The 14,521-nt window shown below is 72.9% G+C and carries 16 protein-coding genes; 8 read left to right on the forward strand and 8 right to left on the reverse strand.

What is annotated here, in order from left to right:
• Positions 1-264: 264 nt before the first annotated feature.
• From IF61_RS0101475 to IF61_RS0101485, 4 genes are all read left to right on the forward strand, one after another.
• Positions 265-2,406 carry a PIG-L family deacetylase gene (locus tag IF61_RS0101475; RefSeq protein ID WP_245684357.1) on the forward strand — a complete coding sequence of 714 codons (2,142 nt, stop codon included), beginning with the start codon at positions 265-267 and terminating at the stop codon, positions 2,404-2,406.
• 11 nt (positions 2,407-2,417) lie between these two features.
• Positions 2,418-2,531 (forward strand): endonuclease domain-containing protein, encoded by a 114-nt coding sequence (locus IF61_RS37670; RefSeq protein WP_078659896.1) that lies wholly within the window; start codon positions 2,418-2,420, stop codon positions 2,529-2,531.
• 39 nt (positions 2,532-2,570) lie between these two features.
• Entirely contained in the window at positions 2,571-3,353 is a 783-nt protein-coding gene (locus IF61_RS0101480; RefSeq protein WP_030364311.1) for a class I SAM-dependent methyltransferase, read from the forward strand.
• Between the two features lie 160 nt (positions 3,354-3,513).
• Entirely contained in the window at positions 3,514-4,620 is a 1,107-nt protein-coding gene (locus tag IF61_RS0101485) for an isoaspartyl peptidase/L-asparaginase family protein (protein ID WP_030364312.1), read from the forward strand.
• A gap of 253 nt (positions 4,621-4,873) precedes the next feature.
• On the opposite strand, the gene IF61_RS0101490 is transcribed toward IF61_RS0101485, so the two are convergent.
• Complete coding sequence (locus IF61_RS0101490; protein WP_030364313.1) at positions 4,874-5,584, reverse strand: hypothetical protein; 711 nt, start codon at positions 5,582-5,584, stop codon at positions 4,874-4,876.
• A 44-nt stretch (positions 5,585-5,628) separates the two neighbouring features.
• Here IF61_RS0101490 and IF61_RS0101495 point away from each other — a divergent pair, with 44 nt between their 5' ends.
• Positions 5,629-6,261: an AAA family ATPase gene (locus IF61_RS0101495; RefSeq protein ID WP_030364314.1), complete on the forward strand. Its 633-nt coding sequence runs from the start codon at positions 5,629-5,631 to the stop codon at positions 6,259-6,261.
• An 80-nt stretch (positions 6,262-6,341) separates the two neighbouring features.
• Here the strand turns inward: IF61_RS0101495 and IF61_RS0101500 are convergent, their stop codons facing one another.
• The 3 genes from IF61_RS0101500 to IF61_RS0101510 form a co-directional block, all read right to left on the reverse strand.
• Positions 6,342-7,166 carry a lysophospholipid acyltransferase family protein gene (locus IF61_RS0101500; RefSeq protein WP_078659897.1) on the reverse strand — a complete coding sequence of 275 codons (825 nt, stop codon included), beginning with the start codon at positions 7,164-7,166 and terminating at the stop codon, positions 6,342-6,344.
• A 111-nt stretch (positions 7,167-7,277) separates the two neighbouring features.
• Positions 7,278-8,123: an SAM-dependent methyltransferase gene (locus IF61_RS0101505; RefSeq protein ID WP_030364316.1), complete on the reverse strand. Its 846-nt coding sequence runs from the start codon at positions 8,121-8,123 to the stop codon at positions 7,278-7,280.
• Positions 8,124-8,302: 179 nt separating this feature from the next.
• Positions 8,303-8,815, reverse strand: a complete 513-nt coding sequence (locus tag IF61_RS0101510) for a hypothetical protein (protein WP_030364317.1) — start codon at positions 8,813-8,815, stop codon at positions 8,303-8,305.
• Positions 8,816-8,907: 92 nt separating this feature from the next.
• Between IF61_RS0101510 and IF61_RS0101515 the strand changes: the two genes are divergently transcribed.
• Positions 8,908-9,489, forward strand: a complete 582-nt coding sequence (locus IF61_RS0101515; RefSeq protein WP_030364318.1) for a TetR/AcrR family transcriptional regulator — start codon at positions 8,908-8,910, stop codon at positions 9,487-9,489.
• A 96-nt stretch (positions 9,490-9,585) separates the two neighbouring features.
• Here IF61_RS0101515 and IF61_RS0101520 read toward each other — a convergent pair whose 3' ends face one another.
• A complete protein-coding gene (locus IF61_RS0101520; RefSeq protein WP_030364319.1) occupies positions 9,586-9,978 on the reverse strand; it encodes a YunG family protein in 393 nt (130 codons plus the stop codon).
• A gap of 241 nt (positions 9,979-10,219) precedes the next feature.
• On the opposite strand from IF61_RS0101520, the gene IF61_RS0101525 reads away from it, so the two are divergent.
• A complete protein-coding gene (locus IF61_RS0101525) occupies positions 10,220-10,522 on the forward strand; it encodes a hypothetical protein (protein WP_030364320.1) in 303 nt (100 codons plus the stop codon).
• A 91-nt stretch (positions 10,523-10,613) separates the two neighbouring features.
• Here IF61_RS0101525 and IF61_RS0101530 read toward each other — a convergent pair whose 3' ends face one another.
• Positions 10,614-11,027: a hypothetical protein gene (locus tag IF61_RS0101530; RefSeq protein ID WP_030364321.1), complete on the reverse strand. Its 414-nt coding sequence runs from the start codon at positions 11,025-11,027 to the stop codon at positions 10,614-10,616.
• Positions 11,028-11,211: 184 nt separating this feature from the next.
• Between IF61_RS0101530 and IF61_RS0101535 the strand changes: the two genes are divergently transcribed.
• Positions 11,212-12,195: an alpha/beta fold hydrolase gene (locus IF61_RS0101535; RefSeq protein WP_030364322.1), complete on the forward strand. Its 984-nt coding sequence runs from the start codon at positions 11,212-11,214 to the stop codon at positions 12,193-12,195.
• 141 nt (positions 12,196-12,336) lie between these two features.
• Here IF61_RS0101535 and IF61_RS0101540 read toward each other — a convergent pair whose 3' ends face one another.
• Entirely contained in the window at positions 12,337-13,593 is a 1,257-nt protein-coding gene (locus tag IF61_RS0101540) for an MFS transporter (protein ID WP_052392307.1), read from the reverse strand.
• Positions 13,590-14,495, reverse strand: coding sequence for a formyltransferase family protein (locus IF61_RS33150; protein WP_052392308.1), 906 nt, complete (start codon positions 14,493-14,495; stop codon positions 13,590-13,592). Before IF61_RS33150 ends, IF61_RS0101540 begins: the two co-directional genes overlap by 4 nt.
• Between the last annotated feature and the right edge of the window lie 26 nt (positions 14,496-14,521).

A 14,521-nucleotide genomic window follows, 5' to 3' on the forward strand; every position in this document is an offset into this window, starting at 1 on the left:
CCAGAAGCCGTTCCGCTACCACCGGGCAACCGTCGGTGACCTCCGCCCGGGGCCGCGGTCCGCGTTGCGCAACCGCGCACGAACCTACATGCGGCCGACGTACGGCTGTTACAAAACAGCGGGGAAACAGCAGGTTGCGTTTCATAAGATCGAACTCACGATCCACGGGCGATTAGTTCTAATCGCCCTTTCGCTTTTCCACTGCGCGTCCAGCGCAGCAGAGTTGGGGGAATACCTGTGCCAGGGCACATACCGCGCCGACGCGTGCTCCAGGTCGCGGGCGGCGGCATCGTCCTCGGAACGGGCGCGGTGGGGGCCTGGCAGTGGCTCGCACCCGACGCGAAGAAGAAGCCCGGGCACGAAGGCGCCCCGGTGCGGCCCGCGAAGGCCACGACCTCCGAGTCGTTCGTGCACGTCATCGCCCACCCCGACGACTCCCTCTATTTCATGAACCCGGAGCTGGAGCAGTCGATCCTCGGCGGCGGCCCCTCCGTCACGGTATGCCTCACCGGCGGCGAGTCCGACGGCCGTAACGAGCTGTCGAACGCCCGCGGCTACAAGCAGCTGCCGGAGAAGCGCGGCGAATTCGTCCGCGCCCGGCTCAACGGCTTCCGCGAGGCCACCGCCCAGATGGCCACCGGCGACTGGCTCAGCCCCTGGACCGTCGAGCCGCTGTCCCTCCTGCCCGGTGTCCAGGTCGAGCTCCACACGCTGCGCGCCGCCCCCCAGGTCCAGTTGATCTTCCTGGAGCTGGTCGAGGCCCGCACCCTGCGCAACCCGCGCAAGGACAGCCTGCGCGGCCTGTGGCTCGGGGCGACGCCCCGGCTGACGACGCTGCTGCCGGCCGGCAGCCCGGTCAAGCGCACCTTCCAGTACGACCGCCAGCAGGTCATCAACACCCTCGTCGCGATCTTCGAGCGCTACCAGCCGACCGTGGTCCGCACCCTGGACCCGAACCCGACGCACCTGCCCAAGCCGCCGGAGTTCCCGAACACCCCGCCCGTCCTGCGCGGCATAGCCAAGTACGACCACCAGGACCACACCACGTCGGCGTTCTTCGCCCAGGCCGCGCTCGCCGAGTACTGGGGCCGCAAGCACGCCCGCCCGACGGCCGTGGACAGCTACGTCGGCTACGAGGTCTCCCACCTCCCCAGCAACCTCGACAAGGCCACCACGGACCACAAGCTCAAGTTCCTCGACACCTACGGCTGGGCCGACGGCAAGGACTGCGGCGACGACGCGGGCTGCGGCGACCGCAAGGTCGGCAAGACCTCGCGGACCAAGTACCACGGCTGGTCGAGCAACTGCCGCCACCGCGCCCCCGGCACCATGCGCTGGGTGCAGCCGCTGCCCGACGGCCGCCTCGCGGCGTTCGGCCTCCTCGACGGCGCCGCGCAGTGCTGGACCGAGGCCAAGGCCGGCAGCGGCGTCTGGTCCACGCCCACGTCGGTCGGCGGCTCGATGCTGGAGGGCCAGATACAGGCGCTGCGCCAGTCCGACGGCACCCTCCAGCTGTTCTCCATACGCACGGTGCTGCCCGCGAAGGACCAGCCGCACCGGCGCGAGGTCGTCACCGCCCTGCAGACCGGCAGCAACGGCGGTACCCCGGCCTTCGGCCCCTGGGAGTCGCTGGGCTCGCCCGAGCAGGACCCGGAGCGCACGATGGAGATGGGCTATCCGGTGGCCGCCGCCGGCAAGGACGGCACGGTCCACGTCTTCGTCCGCACCTTCGAGGGCGAGGTGGCCTTCCGCAGCGGCTCCGGCGGCAAGGACTTCTCCGACTGGGAGACCCTGCCCACGTCCGGCCCGCCGGTGAAGACCGAGGACGGGCTCGACGCGGCCCTCGACAGCCAGGGCCGGATCCACCTCGTGGCCGCCGACACGAAGACCGTGCACCACTGGATGTCGCAGGGTCCCGGCGCCCCGCTGCAGATGACCGAGCCCACGAAGCTCCCCGCCGCCACCGGCCCGCTGTCCCTCGTTCCCCTCGCGAACGGCGGCATGCGCATGGCCATGCGCCAGCCGGACACCTCCCGCATTCTCGTCGCCGACCGGCTCGGCGACGACAAGGGCTGGCGGATCTCCTCCCAGTGCGAGCCGCTCCACGGCCACGGCCGGGTCGCCGTGGCCCAGGCCGGGAACACCACCGTCCTCACGGACCACGACGCCAAGGGCCGCGTCCGGCTGTCCGCCGGCTCGGGCCGGCCGGGCCCGTGGGGCAAGGACGGCATCCCGCACCGCGGGGTCCCCGGCGTCGCACTGGACGGCAAGGACAATCCGGTCGTCGTCGTCATGGGCCTGGACAACCGGCTCAGCAGCGCACGGCTGCGCGGTACGGGCAAGGACGCGTTCACGGACTGGATCACGCACGACGGCAAGGCCGCCCGTACGAACGCGGAGTCGTAGGCCCGTAGCCGGTGTCAGGCCTTGGAGCCCCGCACCGCGTCCGCGCTCTGTTGTGCACAGCATGCAACCAGGGAACCGGCAAGTTCCGGGATAACCCTGAGCTTCTGCGCGCGGCAGCCGCTTAGCTGGAGGCCATCCAGGCCCTTTGGGGTATTACTTCTGATATGCCATCCGATAACCCTGATGTACAGCGCGGCTTCGACGAGCTGGTCGCGGAGGCGGAGACCGTCCCCGTGGCCGGCTGGGACTTCTCCTGGCTGGAGGGCCGGGCCACCGAACAGCGTCCGTCCTGGGGCTATCAGCGCACGATGAGCGAGCGCCTCGCCCACGTGGACGCGGCCCTCGACGTCCAGACGGGCGGCGGCGAGGTCCTCGCCGGCGCGCGCCGGCTGCCCCGCACGATGGTGGCCACGGAGTCCTGGCCGCCCAACGTCGCCAAGGCGACGAAGCTGCTGCACCCCCTCGGGGCGGTCGTGGTCGCGGACCCCGACGAGCCGCCGCTGCCCTTCGCCGACGAGGCGTTCGACCTCGTGACCAGCCGTCACCCGGCGACCGTGTGGTGGGAGGAGATCGCCCGCGTGCTCCGGCCCGGCGGCGCGTACCTCGCGCAGCACGTGGGCCCGGCCAGCGCCTTCGAACTGGTCGAGTACTTCCTGGGGCCGCAGCCGGAGGAGGTCCGGCGCAGGCGCCACCCCGACGACGAGCGGCGGGAGGCAGAGGCCGCCGGGCTCGGCGTCGTCGACCTGCGTGCCGAGACCCTGCGCATGGAGTTCTTCGACGTCGGCGCGGTGATCTACTTCCTGCGCAAGGTGATCTGGATGGTTCCCGGCTTCACCGTCGAGCAGTACCGCGACCGCCTGCGCGAGCTGCACGAACGCATTCGGGAGGACGGCCCCTTCGTCGCCCACTCGTCGCGCTTCCTCATCGAGGCCCGCAAGCCCGTGTAAGCCGAGGCCCGCACGCCCGTGCGAGACCTTGGTGACGCCTCCGCACGCGGCGGCAAGGCGGCGTTCCCGGCCGTTCCCGGCCGTTTCCCCGGATCCCGTTCCGTCGCGCCCCTGTCCTCGGCAAGGTGAGCGGGACACCGAGCGAGCGAGGAGAGGGCCCATGCGCGTGCGTTCGAGACTCTGGATCGTTCCCGTACTCGCCGCCCTGGTGGCGGTCGTGGCGGCGCTCCCGGCACTGTCGCAGCCGGCCGCGGAGCCCGCCGCCACCACGTCCGTGGCGGTCGGCCCCGGCCGCGGGTCGCCGTCCCGGCCGGAGGCCACCGGGGTGGTGCTGGCCGTGCACGGCGGCGCCGGGACCGCGCTGCGGCGGGAGGACACCGACGCCCGTACGGAGAAGGCCTACCGCGACGGGCTGGCCGGCGCCCTGCGCGCCGGGCAGAAGGTGCTGCGGGACGGCGGCGGCAGTGTGGCGGCGGTCGAGGCGGCCGTACGGGTCCTGGAGGACGACCCGCTGTTCAACGCGGGCCGGGGCGCGGTGTTCACCGAGGACGCGGGGCACGAGCTGGACGCGTCGGTCATGCGCGGCTCGGACCAGGCGGCCGGGGCCGTGGCCGGCGTGCGGCACGTGCGCAACCCCGTCTCCGCGGCCCGGCTCGTGATGGAGAGGACCCCGCACGTGCTGCTGGCGGGCCAGGGCGCCGACGACTTCGCCGCGCGCAACGGCCTGCCGGCGGTCACCCAGGACCACTTCTGGACACAGGCGCGCTGGGACAGCCTGATGAAGGCCAAGGAGCGGAGCAGGGGCGGGCGGACGCCGGCCGTGGGCGCGGAGGCGGCCGGCGAGGCCGCGATGGGCACGGTCGGCGCCGTGGCCGTCGACCGCGGGCGGGACCTCGCGGCCGCGACGTCCACGGGCGGGATGACGAACAAGATGGCGGGCCGGGTGGGCGACTCCCCCGTCGTCGGCGCGGGCACGTACGCGAAGAACGGCACGGTCGCGGCGAGCGCGACGGGGCAGGGCGAGGTGTTCCTCCGGGGCGCCGCGACCGCGACGATCTCCCACCTGATGGAGTTCGGCGGCCGGGACGTGGCCTCGGCCGCCCACGAGGTCGTGCGCGAGCGGCTGACCGCCCTGGGCGGCACGGGCGGCGTGATCGCGCTCGACCCCCAGGGGGTGCTCGCCGCCCCGTACAGCAGCGAAGGCATGCTCTACGGATATCTGACCGCCGACGGCGAGGTGGTCACGAAGGTGTTCCCCGGCGAGTGAAGCGAGTGAAGAGCGCGCCGAGCACTACGGACGGGCAGCAGCTCACCGTTCCGTACAGGTACATGGGCAGGCGCTCGGGAGCGAGTACCGGCCCTGGCCGCCGGGCGGACGACGGCGCCGGGGACGTGCGCGCGCAGCCGCACGGAGCCGTCCGGATCCCCCGGGGTCGTCCGCTGCCCGGCGCTCCGGCCGGTGCCGCCGGTTCGGGTGAGGCCGGGGGCCGGCAGCCCGGGGGCGCGTCGGCGGTGCCGGGTCAGCGGGCGGTGGCCGCCGCCGTGACGTCGGCGACCAGCTCGACCATGTCCGGGCCGTACGCGTCCGAGTTCACGACCTTCAGCAGCAGGCAGAAGGTGCCGTCGAGCCCGTGCTGGCGGGCGAGCCGTGTGTGGTGCTGGGCCAGGTACCTTATGGCCGCCTGGTTGGTAACGCTGCGCTGGCCGGAGACGAGGAAGACCGGCCTGCTCCCGCCGGGCCCGGCCAGCCGGGCGAGCAGGGCGTACTCGGCCGTTCCCTTGTCCATCCGGTATGTCTCGCCGCCGACGGTGAACGCGCCCTCGTCGGGGCTCTCGTGCACGGTGTTCACGTCGACCCCGGGCAACAGCGAGCGCAGGTGGGCCTCGGTGCGCCGGTTCGACACGGGCCCGCCGACGCAGAACTCGGTCCGGACGCCGATCCCCTGGCGGGCAGCGTCGTGCACCACGATGTCCGCGTGCGCCCCGCACTCCTTGATCAGCGCGGAGATCTCCAGCAGCGCGAAGGCGTCGTGACGTGCGACGCCCCAGCCGCTTGCGGTGGGGTCCTGGTTGACGACGAGCAGACACTCCGAGCCCATGGAGAGGCCGAAAAAAGCGCGTTTGCGGCGGAGTTGGCGCCGCCACAGCTGTGTCCTCACGAACCAGCCCGCGGCAGCGCTGATCCCGCTGGCGACCAGGCCCAGAACGATATTCCGCACATCGTCATTCATGGGCGGGGAGCCTACGGGAACGCCCCCGGCGTAGGGTCCGGGGCATGCTTCTGTGGATCAACGGCCCCTTCGGCGGCGGCAAGACGCAGACCGCGCACGAGCTCCGGCGGCGCCTGCCCGGCAGCGTCATCTGCGACCCCGAGCACGTCGGGTTCGGCCTGCACCGGATGGTTCCGCCGGCCCTGCGCGGCGACTTCCAGGACTTCCCGGCCTGGCGGCAGGGCGTGTACGAAGTGCTGGATCTGGCCCTCCGCGAGCACGGCGGGCCGGTCATCGTGCCCATGACGGTCGTGGAGCCGGAGGTCTTCCGGGAGACCGTCGGGCGGCTGCGCGAACGCGGTCACGACGTCCGGCACTTCACCCTCATGGCCACGCGCGCCACGGTGCTGCGGCGCCTGCGCGAACGCTCCGTGGTGCACGCCCTGCAGGTGGCCACCGGCCGCACCGCGCCCGGGCGGCGGGGGAGCTTCGCCGAGTCGATGCTCGACCGGTGCCTGGAGCGGCTGCGCGAACCGGAGTTCGCCGCGCACCTGTGGACCGACCGGCTCACGGTCCCGGCCGTCGCCGACGCCGTCGCGGGTGCGGCCGGCCTGACCCTCGCCCCGGACACCGACGGTGCGCTGCGGGGAGGGCTGCGCCGGGCGTGGACGGGGATCAGGCACATCCGCTTCGACTGAGCCCCGCCCGCTCCGGCGGGGCCCCGACGGCGGTCCGGCGTACCGGTCCCCGCAGCGGCCCGGCCGCTCTCCTGCGTCTCCTACGCCGCGTGGCGTCCTTCTCCGGGCGCCGCGTGCCGGGCGGCGGCCGGGCGGTCGCCGGGCGTGCGGTCGCCGGGCGTGCGGTCCGGGACCGGCGCGAGCTGCGAGGCGCCGGCGGCGTCCGCGCGGGCGGGGCCGGAGCCGTGGGCGGTGAGCTGCGCCCTGGCGTCGACCGCGTACATGTCGACGTACTCCTGCTCGGAGAGCTTGAGGATCGCGTACATGATCTCGTCCGTGACCGCCCGCAGGACGTGCCGGCTGTCCGCCATGCCCGCGTAACGGGAGAAGTCCAGGGGCTCGCCGAAGCGCACCGTGACGGGGACCAGTCGGGGCAGCCGCCGCCCCGCGGGCTGCGCCTCGAACGTGCCGATCATCGCGCACGGCACCACGGGCGCGCCGGAGCGGATCGCCATCTCCGCGACGCCGACCTTGCCCTTGTACATCCGCCCGTCGTGGGAGCGCGTGCCCTCCGGGAAGATGCCGAGGAGGTCGCCGCGGCCGAGCACGCGCACGCCTTCGTCGACGGCCGCCTGGCCGGCGGCCCGGCCGGAGCGGTCGACGGGTATCGCCCCGAGCCCGCGGAAGAAGGCCGCGGCCAGCCGGCCCTTCAGGCCCCGGCCGGTGAAGTACTCCTGCTTGGCCAGGAAGCTGATCCGCCGCCGGAGGACCACTCCCATCAGGAACTGGTCGGTGAACGACTGGTGGTTGCCCGCCACGATCGCCGCGCCGTGCTGCGGCACCCGGCCCAGGCCCTCGACCCGCGGCCGGAAGAGCCACCGCAGCAGCGGCACGAGCACCACAGCCCTGAACGCGCTATAGAACATGCCAACGCCCTTCTCCCAGAGAGGCCCCCGCGCCGGGGCACGCTACTCGCGGGTATCGATCAGGGGGAGAAGGCAAATCAAGCCAGAGCGTGGCCGGTCGGTCACTGACGATTACGGGCGGCTGCCGTGCAGGACGCCCCAGCGCAGCAGGCCGCGGCGCGCGGCGTCGGCCCACACGGGCAGGTTCTCGTTGAGGTGGGTGAGGTAGGCGGCACTGATGCGGCCGCCGAGCTCCGCCGTGCGCGCCGCCGTCTCGGCCGTCAGCCGGTCGTAGTGGGTGACCAGCTGGCCGCTGTGGTCGTCGAATCCGGTGCCGGTGAGGCCGAGTTCCGCAAGCCGCTCCCGGTAGAAGGACGGGGTCGCGAGGGCGTCCACGCCGAGGCGGGAGACGGCCGGGCGCAGCGCCTCCGCCGTCGCGTCCTCGGCGGCCATGATGTCGGTGAAGGCCAGGGCGCCTCCGGGCTTGAGGACGCGGACCGCCTCGCTCAGCACCCTGGGCCGGTCGCCGCTGTGGCAGAAGGCTTCCAGGGAGCAGACGGCGTCGAAGCTGCTGTCGGGGCACGGCACGTCGTGGAAGGAGCCGGTGACGACGTCGACGAGGCCGTCCAGCCCGCGCGCGGCGTTGACCGCGCGGTGCTTCTCGTTCTGGGCGGCGCTGAGGTTGAGGGCGACGACGCGGCAGCCGAAGCGCTCGGCCAGGCGGCGGGCGGTGCCGCCGTACCCGGATCCGAGGTCGAGGACCGTCCGGTCCGGGCCGAGCCGGTGCGCGAGGCGGTCCGCGACCCGGTCGACGGTGCGGCGGGAGGCGTCGGCCACGGGTTCGCCGGGTCGAGCGAAGATGCCGGTGTGGATGTCCTCTCCGCCCCAGACCGCGTCGTAGAAGGCGTCGACGTCGCCGGAGTCGTAGTACTCGCGGGTCGCTTCCTCGCCGCTGCGCAGCGTGTTGTCGCCGGTCACAAATGCTCCCCTCGCTGACGGGATGGTTCGTGATCAGCCTGGCCCGCCGCGCGGCGGGCGGCCACAGGGCAGAACCGGCCATGATCGGGCCGCGTTCGCGCCCGCGCCGCAGTCCCCTGTGCTGCGGCGTGGACGCGAACGGACCCTGTCCGTGGGGCCGGCGGGGCCGGCGCCGGTGGTCAGCGGGCGAGGGCGCGGAGCGCTCTCACGTACGGGCTCCAGCGGGCGGGCCGTGCCACCGTGCCCGTGCAGGCGAGTTCGGCGCGGTCCAGGCCGTCCTCCAGACAGGCGTCGTGGAGCGGCCGCCAGAACAGCGGCCAGGTGAGGCGGGCGGGGCCGCGGGCGGCCATCGCGAGGGTGTGCCGCAGGACGGAGTGGTCCCCGTCGGCGTGCGTCCCGGCGGCGTACGTCCCGGCGGCGGGCAGGGCCGCGAACTCGTGGAAGCCGTGGAAGCCGCGCGGCCCGCTGAAGGTGAAGCGCACCCAGGTGGCGGGGACATAGGCGGCGACGCGGTAGCGGACGGGCCCGTGGCCTCCGACCGCCCCCACGCTCAGAGGGCGGTCGAAGGCCATCGGATGCCAGGACCTGCGCGGCCACAGCCGGTCCCCGTCGCTCGCGAGGCCGTCGATCAGCGCGCCCGCCTCGCACTCCGGCACGGGCAGCAGGCGTTCGTGCACGTTATACACGTCCATGGGTCCCCCCGGTCCTCCGTGACGTTCTCCTGTGACGTCTCGACCGATTATAGAGACTCCTCTCTAATATTGTGGAGAGTAATCTCCAACTCATGGCACGCCCTTCCCGCTTCGACACCGACCAGCTCCTCGACGCCGCCGTGCGGCTCGCCGCGGAGTCGGGGCCGGCCGGCGTCACGATGTCCGCGGTCGCCAAGCAGGTGGGCGCACCGAGCGGTTCGGTCTACCACCGCTTCGCGGGGCGGACCGCGCTGCTCGCCGAGGTGTGGCTGCGAACCGTCGAGCGCTTCCAGGAAAGCTGGTTCGCCGTCCTCGGAGGGGACCCCGACCCCCGGCGGGCCGGGGCCGCGGCGGCGCGCCACACCGTCGCCTGGAGCCGCGCCCACCCGCAGGAGGCCGCGCTCCTGCTCTACGGGGCCGCCGACTTCGCACGCGCCGAGTGGTCCGAGGAGCACGCCCGCCGCGCCGACGAGGGCCACCGGCGGGTACGGGCCGCCCTCGCGGGCCTCGCCGCGGCCCTGGGAGCGGAGGGGCCCGCGGCGGCCGAACGCGTCAGCGTCGCCGTGATCGACCTGCCGCTCTCGCTGGTCCGCCGCCGCCTGCGGGCCGGCGAGCCCCTGCCCGCCCACACGGAGGACCTCGCCGAGGAGTGCACGGCGGCACTGCTCGGCTGAAGTCACGGGACCGCCCGACCGGAGACGCGGGACCGCCCCCGGCCGGGCATGCGCGGCTGCCCGGCCGAGGACGTGCGGACGAGGCGTCGCGGCCCGCTACGCCGCGGCGGAACCCGCCAGCCTCTCCAGCACCCGGGCGCGCAGCAGTTCGTACTCCTCGCGCAGGCGCTTGATCTCCGGCGGGCGCGGTATGACCACACCTGCGGTGACGATCTCCTCGGGGCGGAACTGCTCGCGCGTGAGGTCGATCTCCACCCCCTCCCCCAGGCGGTTCCACCAGTGGTAGTCGGTCCGCACGCCGCCGACGCGGACCTCGCCCCGGATCAAATCGCCACCCAGTAGGTCGTTGAGGACCAGCGCAGTGACACCGCACTGGTCGCGGGCGGGATTGGCCGGGGTCCACTGCGACCGGCACTCCGGTGTGCACGTGTCGGCACCCCAACTGCTGCGCAGGGCTTTTTCGATGTCGGTGAGAAGTCGAGGAGTCATGCCGGGCATCCTGGCACCAGGCACTGACAATGACCGGAGTCACCGGCAGAAGCAGCCCTGCTCCGGTCGCTTTGCGGGCGCGTTCTGCCATATCCGAAGGCGACTTGGGAGCTTCTTGACCACGGTTCACCCACAACGGGGATCACCCGCCGGCGCGAGGGGGCGCTCCCGGCGCGCGGACACCTAGGGTGCTTCCACGTGACCCGCTGACGGACAGAATCACGGACAGAATCGAGGACACGTGGACGAGGAAGAGGACCGGAGGCTGCGGGCGATCGCCCCGGAGATCTCGCACACCACCATCGGGCTGATGCGCACCATCGTCGGCCTCGAACCGGCGGAGCGCGTGCCGGAGGAAGCCCTCAAGGTCGCGGACAGGGTGCTCGCCGAGCACGGTACGGACGGGCTGCGGGTGCTGGTCATGAGCGTGTCGGGCTGGATGGCGGTCGGCATCGAGAACGTCGCGCACCTGAAGGGCCAGACGAACGAGGCCATCATCGACGACATCGAGCTGACCTGCCTGGAGGCCAACCCGGAGGGGTGACGGAGCTCCGAGGCAGCCGGTCTCGCGGAGGCCGCCCGGAGGGGCGATCCGGCACGTAGCGGACCATCCGGCCCGTGGCGGGCGATCGCCCCTATCCGGCGTCCTCGACCCGGAGCCGCACCTGCTCCTCCAGCCGCGCGAGGCTCCGGTCGAGGGCGCCGAGCACGGCCTCCTCCCCCGGGTCGTGCCGCCGGTCGGAGAACGAGAGGTGGACGGTGACCTCGCTCGCCCCGGTGTCGTAGCCGGCCACCTGGAGCCATCCCGTGTATCCGCTGCCGCCCTCCAGCGCTCCCCACTCCAGCCGCATCCGCTCCCGGTCCGCGTGGAGCAGCGCGGGCGCGTCCAGGCCGGTGCGGTCCTCGTGGACGGCCACGGCCGGCGGGTCCCCGGGCCGGACGTGCACCTCGTCCGGGAGCCAGCTGCTGAACCAGGTGATGACGCTCGCCTGGTCGAAGACGTGCTCGGGGAGATCGGGCATCGTCCGGGAACGCTCGTATTCGCTCATGCCCTACCCATGACCCACCCCGCCGGCCGGCGCAACAGCAGCGCGCCACCCGGCCGAACGCCCCGCCGCCGGAGCACGCCGCGGATCGGGAATCCCGGGTCCGCGCCCCGAAGTTGCGCCTACTGTGGAGTACGCCACGGAGTACGCCGGTGACCGCGCCGGCGTTACGCCCCAGGAGGACGCCATGGACAGCTCGGTCGGGCACAGCTTCGTCGAGGTCAACGGAGTCAGGCTGCACATCGCCGAGCAGGGGCGGGGGCCGCTGGTCGTGCTCCTGCACGGCTTCCCGGAATGCTGGTACTCCTGGCGGCACCAGTTCGGGCCCCTGGCCGGCGCCGGCTACCGGGTGGTCGCCGTGGACCAGCGCGGCTATGCGCGCAGCGAGCAGCCCGGCGACATCGGCGCCTACAGCGTGCTCCACCTCGCCGGTGACGTGATCGGCCTGATCCACGCCCTCGGCGAGGACAGCGCGGTGCTCGTCGGGCACGACTGGGGCGCGCCGGTCGCCTGGACGACGGCGCTGCTGCGGCCCGACGTCGTGCGCGGCGTGGCCGGCCTGAGCGTGCCGCCGGCGCCGCGCGGCCCGGCGGCCCCGCTGCCGGCCCTGCGCCGCCTGCTCGGCGACGGGTTCTACCAGCTGTACTTCCAGGAACCGGGCGTCGCCGACGCGGAGTTGGTGCGGGATCCGGCGGCGACGTTCCGGGGGTTCCTGGTGGGCGCGTCGGGCGACAGCCCGCGGACCGAGGAGCCGAGCCCGTGGGTCATCCCGGCCGGCAGCACGATCCTGGAGACGATGCCGGAGCCGAAGGAGCTGCCGGGCTGGCTCACCGAGGAGGACGTGGCCACGTTCGTCCGCGAGTACTCCGCGCACGGCGACCGCGCCTTCACCGGCGGCCTCAACTGGTACCGCAACATCGACCGGAACTGGGAGCTCCTCGCGCCCTTCGACGGCCGCCGCATCGAGGTGCCCGCGCTGTACGTGGCGGGCGACCGCGACCTCGTAGGGTCCTTCCCCGGTGTCGCGCAGGTGGTGGCGTCGCTGGAGACGCAGGTGCCGCGCCTGCACCGCAGCGTGACCCTGGCCGGCTGCGGCCACTGGACGCAGCAGGAGCGCCCCGACGAGGTCAACGCCGCGCTGCTGGGTTTCCTGGCCTCCCTGGGTGCGTGACGGCAGCCCCGTACCACTTCCACCCGATCGGGTGAGCTCCCCGCCATCGCCGGGCAGGACTGAGGTCCCGCCCGGCCGGGGCCCGCGCGCCCTGCGCAGGTCCGCCCGGTGCCCCCTCGCGCTCGGCGGCCCGATGCGTGGTCAGCCCGCCCGGGAGGCGGCCTCCTCGGCGGTGGTGCCGGCCGGGGCGTCGCCCACCGGTCGCGCGTCACGGGTGGTGCACAGGATCGGCGCGGCCAGCAGCAGAGCACCCACCCCGAGGACGGCGACGGCGTACCACCCTCCCGCGTTCCAGATCTGGGAACCGATGAGGGAGCCCGTCGCGATCCCCAGGAAACGGGTGGTGAAGTAGAGGGTGTTGAGCCTGCTGTGCTGCCCTGCATCGAGCTTGAAGAGCATGGCCTGGTTGACGACCTGGTTGCCCCATACACCGACGTCCAGCAGGATGACGCCCAGCACCATCAGGGCCAGCCATTCCTTGCCGCCCGCGAGCGCCGCCCAGCCGGCCAGCGAGACGACCAGCAGCACCGTCTGGGTATAGCGGCCCCCCTTGCGGTCGGCCAGCCGGCCGGCCCGCGGCGACCCGAGCGCGCTCGCCGCGGCGACCAGGCCGAACAGCCCGGCGATGCCCGGCCCGTAGCCGTAGGAGTCCTGAAGGACGAAGGCGAGCGTCGTCCAGAAGGCGCCGAAGGAGACGCCGACCAGTGCCCCGGACGTACACACCCGGCGCACCAGCGGGCTGCCCCGGAACAGCTTCGGCAGGCTCTTGAGCAGATCGCCGTACGGCATCGCGGCACTGCCGGTGATGCCCTTGGGCAGCGCGAAGAACAGCAGGACCAGGAGCATCACCATCAGCGCGACCGAGCAGCCGTAGACCCAGCGCCAGCCCACGAGGTCGGCCAGCGCCCCGGCGTAGGTGCGGGAGGCCAGCAGGCCGACCAGCAGGCCGCCCTGGAGGACGCCGACGGTCCGGCCCTTGGCCTGACCGCCGGTGAGCGCCACGGCGAGCGGGACGACGATCTGCGGAATCGGGGTGAGGGCGCCCAGCAGGAAGCTGACGACGGTGAGGACCGCGAGGTTGGGGGAGAGCGCGGCGGCGGCCAGTGCCACCGTCGTCGCGGCCCCCAGGGACAGGATCAGCTTGCGGCGGTCGCGGGTGTCGCCGAGCGGGACGAGCAGCAGGATGCCGAGCGCGTAGCCGAACTGCGTGGCCGTCGGGACCGAGCCCATCGCGCCCTCGGAGACTCCGAAGGAGCTCGCCATGTCGGTCAGGACGGGCTGGTTGATGTAGATGTTGGACGAGGTGACCGCGCAGGCCAGGGTGAGCACGATCGTGAGCGTCCGGCCGAGCGCGCCGTCCGCCGCGCCGCTCTTCGGGGGACCGGCCGCGGGCGTCACGGCAGGATCCCGGCGCCGACGACGGCGTCCCGCAGGACCTTGTGCGCCGCGCGCGCCGCGCTGCCGCCGTCGGCGCAGAAGGCGCGGACCAGTGTCCCGATGACGGGCTCGGCCCGGAACAGACGGATCCCCTTGTCCTGGATGACGGTCATTTCCTCCGGCGTGGCGTGGGTGTAGTAACGGGCCTCAGCCGCCGGCTGCGGAACGCTCAGCAGCCGCTCGCCCCCGAGCGTCTGGACGACCGCCTCGTGTATCAGGGCTGCGCCGGCCCGGTGGTGCCGGATCATGTTCTCCAGCACCGAGCGGTCGTGATCCAGCGGCTGGGTGGTGCAGGCCAGCACATCACCCGCGTCCCAGTCGGCATTGATGTGGTGCAGCGTAAACCCGGCGTGTGCATCGGAGTTGGCCATGGCCCGGGCGTAGGTGAGCACCCCGCGGTAGGCGGGCAGGACGCCCGGGTGGAGGTTGAGCAGCGCGGAGTGTCCGGCCGCCGCGGAGAAGTACTGGATGATATCGGCACCGAATTTCTGGTAACAGCGTACCGAGAAGCCGAGGGTTATCCCTCGGCGGCGCAATTCCTGGATGGTGTCGGGGGAGTTGACATTGTCCAGTCGCTGCACCGTGATGCGCTTCGGGTCCATTCGGGCGAGGGCGTCGGGAGTGTAGTACGGGCCCTCTGCCACGGCCGCGGCGTCAAGGTGGGGGTAGAGCACGTCATTCGTCAGCTGGTGCTCGACGAAGAACAGATCGCGGCGTTCGCGCGGGGCCGCCGGGTTCGGTTTCTGCACGGTGTGGAAAAGGTGGATTCCGACATCCTCCGTGGCGAGCGAACGCACTGCCGCGTTGACCGCCAGGTGCGAGGTGACATCGCTGCCGACAAAGAAGGCGACTTGCAGGGTCATTAAGGTTTCTTTCCTTGGAGATTCCG

The organism is Streptomyces roseoverticillatus (assembly GCF_000719265.1).
GTDB lineage: Bacteria > Actinomycetota > Actinomycetes > Streptomycetales > Streptomycetaceae > Streptomyces > Streptomyces roseoverticillatus.

What these genes read in the sequence shown, in the direction of transcription:
- IF61_RS0101480 (WP_030364311.1), top strand. Translation starts at nt 2,571, where the DNA reads ATGCCATCCGATAACCCTGATGTACAGCGCGGCTTCGACGAGCTGGTC.
- IF61_RS0101485 (WP_030364312.1), top strand. Translation starts at nt 3,514, where the DNA reads ATGCGCGTGCGTTCGAGACTCTGGATCGTTCCCGTACTCGCCGCCCTG.
- IF61_RS0101490 (WP_030364313.1), bottom strand. Translation starts at nt 5,584, where the DNA reads ATGAATGACGATGTGCGGAATATCGTTCTGGGCCTGGTCGCCAGCGGG.
- IF61_RS0101495 (WP_030364314.1), top strand. Translation starts at nt 5,629, where the DNA reads ATGCTTCTGTGGATCAACGGCCCCTTCGGCGGCGGCAAGACGCAGACC.
- IF61_RS0101500 (WP_078659897.1), bottom strand. Translation starts at nt 7,166, where the DNA reads ATGTTCTATAGCGCGTTCAGGGCTGTGGTGCTCGTGCCGCTGCTGCGG.
- IF61_RS0101510 (WP_030364317.1), bottom strand. Translation starts at nt 8,815, where the DNA reads ATGGACGTGTATAACGTGCACGAACGCCTGCTGCCCGTGCCGGAGTGC.
- IF61_RS0101515 (WP_030364318.1), top strand. Translation starts at nt 8,908, where the DNA reads ATGGCACGCCCTTCCCGCTTCGACACCGACCAGCTCCTCGACGCCGCC.
- IF61_RS0101520 (WP_030364319.1), bottom strand. Translation starts at nt 9,978, where the DNA reads ATGACTCCTCGACTTCTCACCGACATCGAAAAAGCCCTGCGCAGCAGT.
- IF61_RS0101530 (WP_030364321.1), bottom strand. Translation starts at nt 11,027, where the DNA reads ATGAGCGAATACGAGCGTTCCCGGACGATGCCCGATCTCCCCGAGCAC.
- IF61_RS0101535 (WP_030364322.1), top strand. Translation starts at nt 11,212, where the DNA reads ATGGACAGCTCGGTCGGGCACAGCTTCGTCGAGGTCAACGGAGTCAGG.
- IF61_RS33150 (WP_052392308.1), bottom strand. Translation starts at nt 14,495, where the DNA reads ATGACCCTGCAAGTCGCCTTCTTTGTCGGCAGCGATGTCACCTCGCAC.